Source organism: Clostridium vincentii (assembly GCF_002995745.1).
Lineage (GTDB): Bacteria > Bacillota > Clostridia > Clostridiales > Clostridiaceae > Clostridium > Clostridium vincentii.
Map to the genome: position 1 here is coordinate 1 of NZ_PVXQ01000057.1, position 14,820 is coordinate 14,820.

Consider the following 14,820-nt stretch of genomic DNA (forward strand, 5'->3'; position numbering starts at 1 on the left):
TAAATCCAACTCCATTCTTTTTATCTTAGCAATAAAATTATAATGGATAATTTATGTATTGGGGAGATGTTTTTACATCTCCTTTATTTTTTTGCTACCTTTGCCTACTAAAATTATACTCTAACCTGCTACTATCTCACTTTCTACTTCCTCTGAATTATATATTTTTTGTGCTAGTTCAACTGATAATGATCCAATTAGATCTGCCTGTTGTGCTACTGTCGCTTTTATATCTCCACTTTCTATAGCATCTAGTGCATCATCAACTCCATCAAACCCTACAACTATTGTATTTAATCCACTTGCTTTGATTGCTTTTTGTGCTCCAAGTGCCATTTCATCATTATGTGCAAATACTGCATCTATTTTTCCATTACCTTGGATTATATTTTCCATAACTTGAAGGCCCTTTTGTCTATCAAAATCCGCTGATTGGCTAGATACTAAATTAAATCTTTTATTATTGTCTATAATGCTATGTAGCCCAGCACCTCTATCTCGAGTGGCTGATGATCCTGAAATACCTTGTAGCTCTACTATATTTATAGTATCGTTTCCTTCAAAAGAATTTAATATATATTCAGCTGCCATAGCTCCACCTGCAACATTATCTGATGCTATATGGCTTGTTACATAACCACCATTTGATTGTCTATCTAAAGTTACTACTGGTATATTTCTATTATTTGCAACTTCTATAGATTTAACAACTGCATCACTATCTGTTGGGTTAATTAACAATGCTGTTACTCCAAGTTCTATTAAATCTTCTACATTTGATCTTTCTTTTGCTGCATCATTTTGAGAATCTAATACTATAAGCTTAAAACCTAACCTCTCTGCTTCTTTTTCTGCACCGTTCTTCATTGTTACAAAAAATGGGTTATTTAATGTTGATAAAACCATACCTATTTTCTTATCTTCATTAGTTCTTGAACATCCAATAAAAGAACCTACCATTACACTAATTAATCCAAATGCTAATATCTTTTTTACTAACTTCATGGTCTTCTCCTCCTTAGGCACTTTCTAAAAAATAAATTCAACTTATTTTTTTCTACTCTTTCTATCTAATAATACTGCTATTAAAATAACTAAGCCTTTTACTATTGATTGATAGAATGGTGATACATTCATTAAGTTTAATCCGTTATTTAAAACTCCTATAACTAATGCACCAATAATTGTCCCTGTTATTCTGCCTTCTCCCCCTGCTAGTGAAGTTCCACCAATTACTACTGCTACAATTGCATCTAGTTCAAACCCCATACCAGCATTTGGTGATGCTGATCCTATTCTACTTGTTATAATTACCCCTGCAATTGATGCTGCAAACCCTGAAATTACATATGCTAAAACTTTTATCTTCGATGTATTTATCCCTGATAATCTTGCTGAATCTTCATTTCCACCTAAAGCATATAAGTATCTTCCAAACCTTGTTTTAGATAGTAAGTATATTGCAAAAGCTGCAACTACTACTGTTATAATAACTGGTATTGGCATAAATCCTATTTTACCATTACCTAGATTTACAAATGATTCTGGTAACTTAGATATTGGTGTACCATCTGTGAAAACTAATGTTAAGCCTCTAAATATTGTCATTGTTGCCAATGTAACTATAAATGCTTGTAATTTACCTTTTGATATTAACAATCCATTTATTAAACCAACTGATATACCAACTAAAGATGCTACTAAAACTGCTAAGGGCACATTTCCTGTGGATTTAATTATTGAGGCTGCAAGTGATCCACTTATTGCTAGTGTTGAACCAACAGATAGATCAATTCCCCCTGTTAATATTACAAATGTCATACCTATAGCAATTATTGCATTAACAGAAACCTGTGTAAAAACATTAGTTATATTTGTTAATGTTAAAAAGTTTGGTGTTACAAATGTTATAACTATACATAATAGTACAAGTCCTATAAGTGATTTATATTTAGCTAATTGTTCTTTAACGTTTTCATTCATGATGTTGTCCTCCTAACTATTTAATGCCAACGGCTAATTTCATAATTTCTTCTTGTGAAGCTTCTTCTCTTGATAATTCTCCTGATACTTTACCTTCACTCATAACCATTATTCTATCGCTTATTCCAAGAACTTCTGATAAATCAGATGAAATTATTACAATTGCTTTTCCCATTGCTTTTAAATCATTTAATAAATCATAAATTTCTTTTTTTGCCCCAACATCAATTCCTCTAGTTGGCTCATCTACTATTAATATTTCAGGTGATAGCATAAGCCATTTAGCAAGTATTACTTTTTGTTGATTTCCTCCACTTAAATTTCCTATTAGTTGATCTCTACTTGGAGTTTTTATATTTATCTTTTTAATGTAGTAATCTACATCCTCAATTTCTTTTTTAAGATCTATCGATTTAAATTTATCCTCATACTTAATAAGATTACATACTGACATATTTTCTTTTATTGATAATCCTAAAACGCACCCTTCTTTTTTTCTATCTTCTGATAAATAACAAATACCATTTTTTATTGCCTCTCCAATTGATTTTATATTAACTTCTTTACCTTTTACTTTAACTCTTCCGCCAGTTTTTTTATATTCACCAAATATTGTTTTTGCGACTTCAGTTCTACCCGATCCCATAAGCCCCGCAATTCCTAATATTTCTCCAGCTCTTACCTCAAATGATATATTGCTAATACCTTGTTTTGCACATAGATCAATTACTTCTAAAAACTTTTCGCCCTTTTTTATTTCTTTATACGGAAATTGGTCTTCTATTGTTCTTCCAACCATCATTGAAATAAGTTTATCGTTATCTATATCTTTAATTTTGGCACTTCCCACATACTTACCATCTCTTAAGACTTCTACTCTATCGCAAATTGAAAATATCTCTTCCATTCTATGGGATATATAAACTATAGCTATTCCTTTTTTCTTTAAGTTTTCTATTACACCAAATAACTTTTTAGTTTCTTTATCTGTTAAAGCTGTTGTAGGCTCATCCATTATGATTATACTTGCATTTTTAGTTAATGCTTTTGCAATTTCAATCATTTGCTTTTCCCCTACGTTTATGTTTCCTACTAATTCATTTGGATCTATTTCACAACCAATTTGTTCTAAAAATGTTTTACTTCTTTCTACTAATTCATCTTGTTTTATCCTTCTAGTAAACTTTTCGAACTTTTCATTTCCTAAAAACATATTTTCTGCTATTGTAAGGTTATTTAGTAAACTAAGTTCTTGATGAATTATTGTTACTCCATACTCTTCAGCAGATTTTATACCTTTTATATCCACTTCCTGCCCTTCTATAAATATCTTACCTTCATCCTTTTTATATACTCCACTTAATATATTCATTAATGTAGATTTACCAGCGCCATTTTCGCCCATAAGTGCTGTTACTTCTCCACCATATGCTTTTATATTTACTTTATCTAACGCCTTTACCCCTGGGAATATCTTAGATACTCCATTCATTTGTAACATTATTTTTTTATTACTCACAGTAGACCCTCCTTCTTAGAATACAACTCCAGATTTTAGGATTATATTTGCATATGGAGTTTGTTCCCCTGTTCTTACCACAGCTTTGCATTTCATTAAATTACTTTTTAACTCTTCATGTGTTATAAATGTTATTTTTTCTTCTCCAACAATATCTTTTATTTCTTTATATAATTCCGGGCTAACTTCTTTAGTTTCTTTAGCTAACATTACCTCTTCTATCTCTAATTCTAAAAGTGTTACTTTTAATGTATCTATAAATGTTGGAATTCCTTTTATCAGTGCTAAATCTATTCTTTCACTTTCATTAGGTATTGGTAAACCACAATCCCCTATTGCTAACATATCTGTATGTCCCATTTTTGAAATTACTGAACTTAAATTACTATTTAATAATGCTGTCTTTCTCATATCCTCTATTCATCTCCATAAAGTTTTATTATTTCTTCTAAATATGGTATTGAAGGTTGTGCACCTTCTCTTTGTACTGCTAAAGATGATACTCTATTTCCAAATCTAACAGCTTTTATTAAGTTATCTTTTGTTATCCCATTTGGATTAAGTTTTGTGCTTAACCCTCCAATGAAACTATCTCCCGCTGCTGTAGTATCTATTGCATTAACTTTATATGCAGGAACTAGCTCATCAAAATCTCTTCCTATTACTGCTGCGCCCTTAGAACCAAGTGTTATTATTACAAACTTGACTCCTTTATTCATAAATATCTCTGCTGCTTTTTTTGCATCATCTATATTTTTCACTTCTACTCCTGTTAAAACTTCAGCTTCTGTTTCATTTGGAACTATAATATCTGTCACTGCTAAAAGTTCATCCCTTATAGCTTTTGCTGGTGCAGGGTTTAAAACTGTTATCTTCCCTTTTGCCTTAGCCTTTTCAAATACTTTTAAAACCATGTCTTCAGGAGTTTCAAATTGTGAAATCACTATATCACTATTATTTATTGTTTGAGTTGCTTTATCTATTTCTTCTTCAGTAATAGTCATATTAGATCCTGCATTAACTATTATTGAATTGCTACCACTATCAGTTACCATTATCATTGCTGTTCCTGTAGCTTCTAATTCATCTTCAAAAATTAAATCTATATTTATTTTATCAAGTCTTAATTTATCGCTTAAAATTTCCCCATTATCATCTTTACCTATCTTTGCTATCATAGAAACATCTGCTCCACATCTTTTTGCAGCCACTGCTTGGTTAGCACCTTTGCCTCCTGATATTTTTTCATATGATTTAGATAATATTGTTTCACCGTCTTTAGGCAAATCTGTAATCTTCATAACCAGATCCATATTCATGCTTCCAAATACACATACTTTATTCATAAATATCACTCCTTGCTCTTTTTTCATTTTAGTTAACCGTTTCACTGAACCGATTAACTACATTGTAATTCAAATGTAATCGTTTTGCAAGGTATTTTTTATTGTTTTCTAAATTTTTATTATTATTATTTTAAAACGCAAAAAAAGCTAAGTTTTATCTTAGCTTTTTTTGTGAATTAAAAGTCAGCATATTAAACCCCTGGCTTTAATTAAATTTTAGTCTAATTAAATTTTTATAAATTATCGCTTAATAACCAAGTTCTGAAATAATATCACTTATTTCATCCTTATATATTTCTGGAGCATGAACATATATAAATGTGTTATCAACTCTAGATACAACATAATATATTCCGCCTGAAGTCATTGCATAATAGCTAAAATTTTTCATTTCTACTGACTTCATTAATGATGATGATGTTTCTGCCTTTTCAAAATTTGATTTATTTTGATTATATGCATTTTGTGCTTGATCAACAGTTGGTACAACAAAAAATTCAATTTGATACTCATCCTTGACTGCTAATTGAACTGAATCAACTGGTTGTCCTTCAAATTGTTTAGTAGAATCAGTTATTGTATATCCTGCATCTTCCATTGTTGATTTGAAACCATCAGCTGTCACAGCTTCTTTTTTACTACAACCAGATAATACCAACAACATTCCTACTACTAATAATACCCCTAATATTCTTTTTTTCATTATTAAACCCCTTATTATATATTTTTTATTTGATCTTACAAAGTCTTTCTATTATACTATATTTTTATTCGAACTTATAGACATTATGATTCCAACAACCATTCCTATAACAGCTGGAATTATCCAACCAAGACCTACACTATAAAAAGGTATTTTACTAGCTAATGAAGTAAGCGTGGGAATAGAAATATTACTTTGAAAAAGTGCATAAGTAATACTTACTGTCCCAGTCATTAAAACAGTTATTGGATAAATAAATCTATAATTTCTAATCAACTTATGTATGAATGATAATAAAATAATAACAATAGCTATTGGGTAAATAGCATTTAATATTGGAACTGATACTTCTAATATCTTATTTAAACCAGCATTAGATATAATCATACTAATAAAAGCAAAAAAGCACGCCCATTTTTTATAACTTATAGATGGTACTATTGTGTAGAAATATTCACTACAGCAGCTAATAAGACCTACACAAGTATTTAAACATGCAATTGCGAAAATAATGGCTAAAATTATTATTCCTGATTTACCATATAAGGCTGAAACAATATTTGTCAACGATTGAGCACCATTTGTACTATTGGTAAAAGTTCCTCCAGATAAGGCTCCCACATGAGCTAATGAAATATAGACAATTAGTAAAACAAATCCTGCAATTAAGCCGGCTTTAATAGTTTCTTTAACAATAGATTTTTCTTCTTGAATTCCTTTTGCCCGAATATTAATTGATATAATAATTCCAAAGTTCAAAGCGGCAATAGTATCCATAGTAAGATATCCATCCAAAAATCCTTTAATTAATGGTTGTGCTGCATAATCATTTAAAGGTACCCCATACTTTCCTACTGGACTTATTAAACAGCCTATAACAACAATAAGAATTAATGTAAGTAAACATGGAGTCAATATTTTTCCTAAGCGATCTATTAACTTATCTGGATTTAGCGCTAAAGATAGTGCAATACAAAAAAATATTACTGAATAAGCAACCTGCATTAAACTTAAATTATTATTACCAGACATAAAAGGAACAACTGCCATTTCAAAAGATGTACTCGCAGTACGTGGAATAGCTAATAATGGTCCTATTGATAAATAAATTAAAAATGTAAAAACAGCAGCAAATATAGGATGAACTCTGGATGCCAAATTTCTTAGCCCTCCAGATTTAGCTACCGCAATAACTCCAAATATAGGTAATGCAATGGCACTTACACAAAAACCTAGCATTGCAATCCAGGTATTTGTTCCTGCTTGCGCCCCTAAAAAAGGTGGAAAAATTAAATTACCAGCTCCAAAAAACATTGAAAATAATGTTAAGCTGATAAGTATAAGGTTATTTTTTGATAATTTCTTCATGGATACCTCCTGTTATAGAAACATTTATATGGACGTTTTTCATATTTATTATATAAGTAAAGGCGTTTATTTTCAATCTCAATATCTTTAATTATTTTCATCAGAATTGCCTCCTTAATTTTAGTGTTACATATAGTAACAAAAATAAAATTAAACACATATAATTTAATTATATTAATAAGTTTGGAGTAGTTATGAGATCTGATTTAGTAAATCGAAAAGATACTTTTTCAACTCAAGCGCCTGAAATTATGGAAATAACCTATAATTGGGCACAACCTTTAAGTTATGATTTAAATCCTAATATGATAGTCTACCATCATACAGTAAAAACTGATCTTACACCTCAAAGAATAGATGAACTTCATAAGGAAAGAGGTTGGTCCGGTGTCGGCTATCATTTCTATATACGGAAAGATGGCACAATATATAGAGGTAGACCAGAAAATGCAATAGGGTCACATGCACAAGGTGTAAATGCTAGGGCCTTTGGTATTTCTTTGGAGGGGAATTTTAATAATGAATATTTAACTATGCAACAAAAGGATAGCCTTATTGCATTATCAAAATACTTAATGAACAAATATAATATTACAGATTTAAAAAGGCATAAGGATGTAAGAAATACAGAGTGTCCAGGAGTAAATTTCCCTTTTGAAGAAATCAAAGCAGAATTGAACGTATAAAACTACAAAAGCCAACTGTACTATAACTCGATCTAAAAAAACACCAGAGAAAATCTCTGGTGTTTTTTTATCTAAATTATTACTTCATGTATTTCTACTGACATATCTTCCTTAAGCAATTCTGATATTTGTGGAATCAATCTTGTAAAATGTTCTGTCTTCATATGAGCATCAAGTACATCTTTATTTTCCCATTTTTCTAAAAAGGCGAATTCATTTACTCGATCCATTACACGTATTAACTCATAGCTTATGTTTCCATTCTCTTTTCTTGTTTCCTCAATTAATGGTTTTGCTAATGACATAAATTTTTCAATATGGATTTCTTTTATAATATTTTTTGCATAAACTGCTATCATTTCATTTGCTCCTCGTCTTATATTTTCTCTTTATCTAGCTTTTCTAATTTATACTTACTTATGGTTTATTTTACTTTATTAAAAATTGAATGTGTCTGGATCTGGGCCTGTTCTTAAATTTTTATTCATATTATTAATTAATTCTATTTCTTCAAAAGTTAGTTCAAAATCAAATACATTTGAATTTTCTTTGATTCTATTTTCATGTACTGATTTAGGAAATACAACAATCCCTTTTTGTAATAAACATCTGATAATAACTTGTGCTACTGACTTATTATGTTTACTTGCTATTACTTTTAATGCTTCATCCTCTAAACAAGCTCCTGAACCTAAAGGTGACCATGCTTCTAAAATTATCCCCTTTTCAGTGCACATATTTAAAATTTCATTGTCTTGCATCTGTGGATTAAACTCCATTTGATTTATTGCTGGAACAATATCTGTATTTTCCAGTAAATCTTTTAATTGATGTACTTTAAAGTTTGAAACACCAATAGCTTTAGTCTTACTACTTTCATAAAGCTTTTCCATAACTTTATATGAATTAATATATTCACCCTTAACTGGCCAATGAATTAAATATAAATCCACATAATCTAATCCTAATTTTTTTAAACTTAATTCAAAAGCTTCTTTTACCTTATGATCTCTCATATCTTGATTCCATAATTTTGTTGTAATAAATAATTCTTCTCTTGCAATACCACTTTCTCTTATTGCTTCTCCGACAGCTTCCTCATTTTTATATGCTGCCGCAGTATCTATATGACGATATCCGGCTTTTAAAGCTGCAAGTACAGAATTTTTTGTTTCCTCTCCACCTCTCCATACTCCTAAGCCAAATTGATAAATTTCTTTCCCATTATTCATTTCTAATTTTGTAGTTATATTCATTTCTCAATCCTCTCCTTAAAATAAAATTTAAACTTCCCTTATATATATTGTAACAATTATAATATTTTAGTTCAAATTAAAATACTAAGCATATCTCCACTTATTTAAAACTCAATTAAAAAAACACCAGAGAAAATCTCTGGTGCTTGATAATCAACTACTAACGCGTATCTTGATTTAAATATTTTTCATAAACTAATTCCTTAATTTCATCTATATTAAGGAATAGCTATAATTTTCAGATTCTAGGAAGTCCCCTTATAGGTGTATACGTATCTGTATCTCGTTCCTTTGGGATAGGATTTGCGGTATTGGGTTTTGATGATTTATCATCATTCCTATTTTTATTAGAATTATCTTTTGCCATTTCTATCACCTCCGATTTAGTTTTTCCTTCTTATAAATTTTATATTCTTAGTATTACAAATTAAAAAATATCACAAATTTATTTCTTAATAATGGACTCATCATTTCTACTGCTTCAACGAAAACACTTTCAAAATTCAAAAATAATAGTAAAATGATAATATACGATGAAAATGGAGGTATATTATGATAGTAGATAAAATGCAAAATTTAAATAATTTTACCTTTCAAGAACAAGCTGCTGTAGAACATATAATAAAACATCCTAAAGACTTATTAGAAATGAGCGTTACGGAATTGGCAGAAGCAAGTTATACTAGTGCTTCAACAATTATTAGATTGTGTAAGAAACTAGGGACAAAAGGATATGCAGACTTAAAGTTTATCTATGCTTCAGAGTATCCTGAAATGATGAACTTTAAAGAATCTTTGAGAACAAAGCCTTATGATAAAAGCAGTGAAATTGATGATATTATAAATACTATGCCCCTAATCTATTCTAAGGCAATTAACCATACTAGAAGTATGCTTGATCGTAATACACTTATAAAGGTAACTAATTTAATAAAACAAGCAACCGTAATTGATGTTTATGGTGATGGAATTAATTATGAAGTTGCCAAAATGTTTTGTTATAAACTCGAAGAAATAGGTGTTATGGCTAATGCTTGTAATAGTATTCAGTGGAATCATTGTAAAATACTGCAAACAGAAAAAATCCCCACTTATTCAATTTTGATTTCACATACTGGTAAAAATCCCAGCATATATGATGCCGCTAAAAGACTAAAAGAATATGGAATTCCTACTCTATCAATTAGCGGAAATATTGATCAAAGATTGTCAAAATTAACAGATGATCATATTCATATAATGACTTCAGAAAACACCTTGGAATTCTCAACTGTTATCTTCACAATGTCTACCCAATATATATTAGATATAATAGTTGCTTCATTATTAGTCTATCGTTATGATAGTGTTGCAAAAAACGTCACCGCGTTAAAAGAAGAAAGATCTAAATGGTTAAAAAATATCTGACTAAGTTGGTACTTTCTTTCAAAATATAATATAAAAAAACATATTCTTTGGATATCACAGCCATATTATAACTTTTCTATAACTCTATTATAAAATTAGTCTATAATTAAGTTATTAAATAATAGGAGGAATGATTATGGTAACAAGAAGATTCCCTGAAGGATTTTTATGGGGTGGCGCAACTGCTGCTAACCAAGTTGAAGGTGGCTGGAAAGAAGGCGGAAAAGGAATTAGTGTTTCTGATTGTGCTCATCACAATCTTGATGTAGATGTTCAAAATTTTAAAAAGCAAAATGCAATTACAAGTAAAGATATTGAAACAGCATTAAAAACAGATGATGAATCTTTATATCCTAAACGCCATGGATCACATTTTTATCATCATTATAAAGAAGATATTAAAATGTTTGCGCAAATGGGATTTAAGGTATATCGTTTGTCCATTGCTTGGTCTCGAATATTCCCAAACGGTGATGACACACAACCTAATGAAGAAGGATTGAAATTTTATGATAATGTTTTTGATGAGTGTTTAAAATATGGAATTGAACCATTGGTAACAATGTCACATTATGAGCCACCAATTAATTTAACATTAAATTATAATGGTTGGTATTCAAGAGAAGTAGTAGGTTTTTTTGAGACATATGCAAAAACGATTTGTACAAGATATAAAGATAAAGTTAAATATTGGCTAACTTTTAATGAAATCGATTCGATGATCAGACATCCTTATACAACTGGTGGCTTGATTGAAGATAGATTCCCAGGAATAGAGTGGGAACAAGTAATTTTCCAGGCAATGCATCACCAATTTGTTGCTAGTGCAATTGCTACAAAAATCTGTCATGAAATAATTCCAGGATCAATGGTAGGATGTATGCTTACAAAATTAACTTACTATCCATACACTTGTAAGCCTGAAGATGTTCTAAAAGCTCAACAAGATATGCGTGGTACTTATTGTTATAGCGATACTCAAGTATTTGGAGAATATCCATCATATTTATTGTCTAGATTTAAAAATCATGGTGTTATAATTAAAAAAGAATCTGGTGATGATAAAGTAATGAAAGATTATCCAGTAGATTTCGTTTCATTTTCATATTATATGTCATCATGTTCAGCATCATCAACAGAAGATTTAGATGTTGCAGCAGGCAATACAATAACTGGAATTAAAAATCCATATTTACCATCAAGTGATTGGGGATGGCAGATTGATCCAATCGGACTTAGAATATCCATGGTAGATTTATACGATCGTTACCGAATGCCATTATTCATTGTTGAAAATGGTTTAGGTGCCAAAGATGAAGTTAAAGAAGATGGAACTATTGATGATGAATATCGTATTAATTATTTTGATGTTCACTTTAAATCAATGCTAGATGCTATTGAATATGATGGTGTTGAATGTTTAGGTTATACATCTTGGGGCTGTATTGATTTAGTATCTGAATCAACTAAACAAATGTCTAAACGTTATGGATTCATTTATGTTGATTGTGATGATTATGGAAAAGGTACTTATACTCGTATTCCTAAAAAATCATTCTATTGGTATAAAAATGTAATTGAATCAAATGGAGAATACTTATTTAAATAATTATTATTAAAAAAAGTAATAACGAAATGTTATTACTTTTTTTAGCTAGAGGAGCACTATGGATATAAATGTTGTAATTAATCAAATGGTTCAGTTATTTATGATTTTAGGTTTAGGATATTTTCTAAATAAAATAAATCTCTTTGATACTCGTTTAAATAAAAAGTTAAACAAACTATTACTTAATGTAACTACTCCAGCAATGGTATTGGCATCAGTTAGCTCAATTAAACAAAGTAGCGATAATGGAGAAGTTTTCGTTGTTTTCATTGTAGCTATAATTATTTTTGCCTGCTTACCAGTAATAAGTTATTTACTCGTGAAAATCATGAATATCCCACTCCATCAAAGGGGTATATATATGTTTATGACAGTATTCTCCAATATTGGTTTTATGGGATTTCCTGTAATGAAAGCAATCTTTGGTAATGAAGCAGTTTTTTATACAGCGATATTTAATATGATTTTTAATTTTTTAGTATTTACTTTAGGAGTTGTTTTAATAAATTATGGTACTACTAATCAAGTTAAATTAAAAGCTAAAGATCTCTTATCACCAGGAATAATATCTTCAATAATTGCAATTATAGTTTATTTTTCAAAAATACCAGTGCCTACTGTATTAGGATCTACTTTTGATATGGTTGGTAATATTACCACTCCACTTGCCATGATGTTGATTGGATCAACTTTAGCTAATATAAATATAAAAGAAGTGTTTACAGAATTCAGGATTTATCCTTATACTATCATTAAACAACTCTTAATACCTTTTATTGCTTATCCAATCCTACATTACTTTATTTCTAGTCCATTGGTTTTAGGAGTAGCTTTGATTAATCTTGCCATGCCAGTAGGTAATAGTGCAGTTCTATTTGCTAATGAATATAATGGTGATGTAGACTTAGCTGCTAAATCAGTATTTATTACAACACTGATTTCTGTTTTCACTATTCCGCTAATTGTAGCGATATTTTTAATATAGTAACAGATTAAATTTAAAAAAAGAAGTATATTTACTTTAATACTGCACATAATAATACCGAAAGAGGTGGTTCTCATGGTGATAGATTTTAATAATAATATTTTAGGATTACTCCGAAAATAATTTTAGAGTCCCCATAAAGACACTTATTTCCAAATGAAACCAGGGCTTAAAAATAAGCCCTGGTTTTATTTTATTGTATAATATTAGTGTGTATAATCTCCATTAGCCTTCATACTTAACTCTAAATCTGCTGGAAGATGGTTTTTTAAGACTTTTCTAACATTAACACTATCACTCTTTTCATAAAATCTTAGAGCTTCTTCATAGCTCAGACCACCTTTCATTTTTCTTTCAATTAATCTTTGTTTTAATAATTCCTCATCAGCATAAATAAAAATATTATAATTAGAAAACTCTTTTAAATCTCTCCATTTTTCCTCATCCGTTAAAAGCCAATTTCCTTCTATTAATACTATTTTTTTATCAACAAATATACTATCCTCTACAACATCGTGAATATTTCTATCATATATTGGCCATTTAATATCATTATTTTTAAGTTCTTCCAATTTAACTTTTAATTTATCTATATCAAAAGTCTCTAGACAACCTTTAATATCACTCATAGGAGTTTCTTCGCCTTGTATATTAACACTATGGCTCCGTATATAATCATCATGAAAATGAAATCCATCTAATCCTATAGCTTGTACTTCTTCTATTCCTTTTATATTCTTAGATAAGTACTCAAGAAATAACGATAAAGTTGTTTTTCCAACTGCAGGAGGTGCAACAAGAAAAATAATTAATCTTTCGCCTTTTCCATTATTCATCTCTGTCCACTTCCTTAACACTGGAATAAAAACCTCATCTATAGTTTTCTGGAAATAAGATGCCTTCATATCAAACCCATTTACTTTAAAATTGAATTCCTTAATATTATTCATTATTTCCACTCCCTCTTTATTTTATAAACAACATCTAACGCTTTGGACTGATCAAAGTGACGAGCTTGCTACTACTCGTTGATTTATAAAATTATCCAGCGCCTGAATTATCGCACTATATGGAATATCATTTTTAAATTGTTCAAATTTTCCTTGGATATTCTTTATTCTTCACCTTTATAATAACAGGGTATCCGTCAGAAATTCTTTTTGCGCTGTAAATGTTTGATTTTACAAAACATCATTAATAAATACATTCGCCATATAATAAAAAAACCCTCCTAAATTGTAAAACTAAGTCATTAATTGTATTATTTTATAAATGTTTCAAATGTTTCAAAATCAGCAAAAAAAGCACCAGAGAAATTCTCTGGTGCTTAATTATTAACTTATAAATCATAACTATTTTTGCTCATTTTTCTCTTTCTCAACTTTTTTCCAGTGATATCCGAATGTCGGTAACGCAACTAATACAACAGCAATTGATTTTGCAACATTCTTCTTACTCTCAGTAATACTATTTTCCGCATTCCTTTTTTGATTTTCTTCATAATTTTCCTGTTCTTCCACTGATAAACTACCTGTCTTATCATATGGTATTGAATCATAATAATAATTGGTTGGGAATATCACATCTGTTATATTTTGCACAGTAAGAATAACTCCTATAAGTATCATCATTAATGAAACAAAGCTTACAAGATAAAGATATACATTTCTTAATCTTGACATAGTGAACACCTCCTCTTTCATTGTAAATCCTGAAGAAAAAATTATTATAAGAACTATAATAACCAAAACACCCAATATAATAATTCTCACCCCATTCCATATATATATTTTACCATAAAATAAAATTTGCTACAAAAAAAAACTTCTTGTTGATTGAGTCAAGTAAAAGTGGGCAACTATTTTATTATCCATTATTTTACAGTATATATTTATAACTTCCCTTAAGCATTTTTACTCTTAATTGTAACTAATATCTCCAAATCCTTTTAATCCACA

Annotated in this window: 16 protein-coding genes; 4 read left to right on the forward strand and 12 right to left on the reverse strand. The window is 29.5% G+C overall.

The annotated features are described in order from the left end of the window. Window positions 1-120: 120 nt before the first annotated feature. From rbsB to brnQ, 7 genes are all read right to left on the reverse strand, one after another. On the reverse strand, window positions 121-1,005 hold the full coding sequence (gene rbsB, locus CLVI_RS16075; RefSeq protein WP_106061120.1) for a ribose ABC transporter substrate-binding protein RbsB: 885 nt from the start codon (window positions 1,003-1,005) through the stop codon (window positions 121-123). A gap of 42 nt (window positions 1,006-1,047) precedes the next feature. Continuing rightward, on the reverse strand, window positions 1,048-1,983 hold the full coding sequence (locus tag CLVI_RS16080; RefSeq protein WP_106061121.1) for an ABC transporter permease: 936 nt from the start codon (window positions 1,981-1,983) through the stop codon (window positions 1,048-1,050). A 16-nt stretch (window positions 1,984-1,999) separates the two neighbouring features. After that, window positions 2,000-3,484 (reverse strand): sugar ABC transporter ATP-binding protein, encoded by a 1,485-nt coding sequence (locus tag CLVI_RS16085; protein WP_170065703.1) that lies wholly within the window; start codon window positions 3,482-3,484, stop codon window positions 2,000-2,002. Between the two features lie 33 nt (window positions 3,485-3,517). Then, window positions 3,518-3,913, reverse strand: coding sequence for a D-ribose pyranase (rbsD, locus tag CLVI_RS16090; protein ID WP_106061123.1), 396 nt, complete (start codon window positions 3,911-3,913; stop codon window positions 3,518-3,520). Window positions 3,914-3,918: 5 nt separating this feature from the next. Continuing rightward, on the reverse strand, window positions 3,919-4,848 hold the full coding sequence (gene rbsK / locus CLVI_RS16095; RefSeq protein WP_106061124.1) for a ribokinase: 930 nt from the start codon (window positions 4,846-4,848) through the stop codon (window positions 3,919-3,921). A 247-nt stretch (window positions 4,849-5,095) separates the two neighbouring features. Continuing rightward, window positions 5,096-5,551, reverse strand: a complete 456-nt coding sequence (locus CLVI_RS16100; protein WP_106061125.1) for a hypothetical protein — start codon at window positions 5,549-5,551, stop codon at window positions 5,096-5,098. 51 nt (window positions 5,552-5,602) lie between these two features. After that, window positions 5,603-6,919, reverse strand: coding sequence for a branched-chain amino acid transport system II carrier protein (gene brnQ / locus CLVI_RS16105; protein WP_106061126.1), 1,317 nt, complete (start codon window positions 6,917-6,919; stop codon window positions 5,603-5,605). 194 nt (window positions 6,920-7,113) lie between these two features. On the opposite strand from brnQ, the gene CLVI_RS16110 reads away from it, so the two are divergent. Next, window positions 7,114-7,605: a peptidoglycan recognition protein family protein gene (locus CLVI_RS16110; protein ID WP_106061127.1), complete on the forward strand. Its 492-nt coding sequence runs from the start codon at window positions 7,114-7,116 to the stop codon at window positions 7,603-7,605. Between the two features lie 71 nt (window positions 7,606-7,676). On the opposite strand, the gene CLVI_RS16115 is transcribed toward CLVI_RS16110, so the two are convergent. The 3 genes from CLVI_RS16115 to CLVI_RS18025 all read right to left on the reverse strand — a co-directional run bounded on the left by CLVI_RS16115 (window position 7,677) and on the right by CLVI_RS18025 (window position 9,228). Next, on the reverse strand, window positions 7,677-7,964 hold the full coding sequence (locus CLVI_RS16115; RefSeq protein ID WP_106061128.1) for a putative quinol monooxygenase: 288 nt from the start codon (window positions 7,962-7,964) through the stop codon (window positions 7,677-7,679). Window positions 7,965-8,042: 78 nt separating this feature from the next. Next, on the reverse strand, window positions 8,043-8,861 hold the full coding sequence (locus tag CLVI_RS16120) for an aldo/keto reductase (protein WP_106061129.1): 819 nt from the start codon (window positions 8,859-8,861) through the stop codon (window positions 8,043-8,045). A 238-nt stretch (window positions 8,862-9,099) separates the two neighbouring features. Then, a complete protein-coding gene (locus CLVI_RS18025; RefSeq protein ID WP_278320539.1) occupies window positions 9,100-9,228 on the reverse strand; it encodes a hypothetical protein in 129 nt (42 codons plus the stop codon). A 185-nt stretch (window positions 9,229-9,413) separates the two neighbouring features. Here CLVI_RS18025 and CLVI_RS16125 point away from each other — a divergent pair, with 185 nt between their 5' ends. The 3 genes from CLVI_RS16125 to CLVI_RS16135 all read left to right on the forward strand — a co-directional run bounded on the left by CLVI_RS16125 (window position 9,414) and on the right by CLVI_RS16135 (window position 12,862). Beyond that, window positions 9,414-10,268: a MurR/RpiR family transcriptional regulator gene (locus CLVI_RS16125; RefSeq protein ID WP_106061130.1), complete on the forward strand. Its 855-nt coding sequence runs from the start codon at window positions 9,414-9,416 to the stop codon at window positions 10,266-10,268. 136 nt (window positions 10,269-10,404) lie between these two features. Then, complete coding sequence (locus CLVI_RS16130; RefSeq protein ID WP_106061131.1) at window positions 10,405-11,877, forward strand: family 1 glycosylhydrolase; 1,473 nt, start codon at window positions 10,405-10,407, stop codon at window positions 11,875-11,877. 58 nt (window positions 11,878-11,935) lie between these two features. After that, window positions 11,936-12,862, forward strand: a complete 927-nt coding sequence (locus CLVI_RS16135) for an AEC family transporter (RefSeq protein WP_106061132.1) — start codon at window positions 11,936-11,938, stop codon at window positions 12,860-12,862. A gap of 206 nt (window positions 12,863-13,068) precedes the next feature. On the opposite strand, the gene CLVI_RS16140 is transcribed toward CLVI_RS16135, so the two are convergent. Together CLVI_RS16140 and CLVI_RS16145 are read right to left on the reverse strand one after the other, a co-directional pair. Then, window positions 13,069-13,812, reverse strand: a complete 744-nt coding sequence (locus CLVI_RS16140) for a nucleoside/nucleotide kinase family protein (protein ID WP_106061134.1) — start codon at window positions 13,810-13,812, stop codon at window positions 13,069-13,071. A gap of 402 nt (window positions 13,813-14,214) precedes the next feature. Beyond that, window positions 14,215-14,544, reverse strand: coding sequence for a hypothetical protein (locus CLVI_RS16145; protein ID WP_106061136.1), 330 nt, complete (start codon window positions 14,542-14,544; stop codon window positions 14,215-14,217). Window positions 14,545-14,820: the final 276 nt, after the last annotated feature.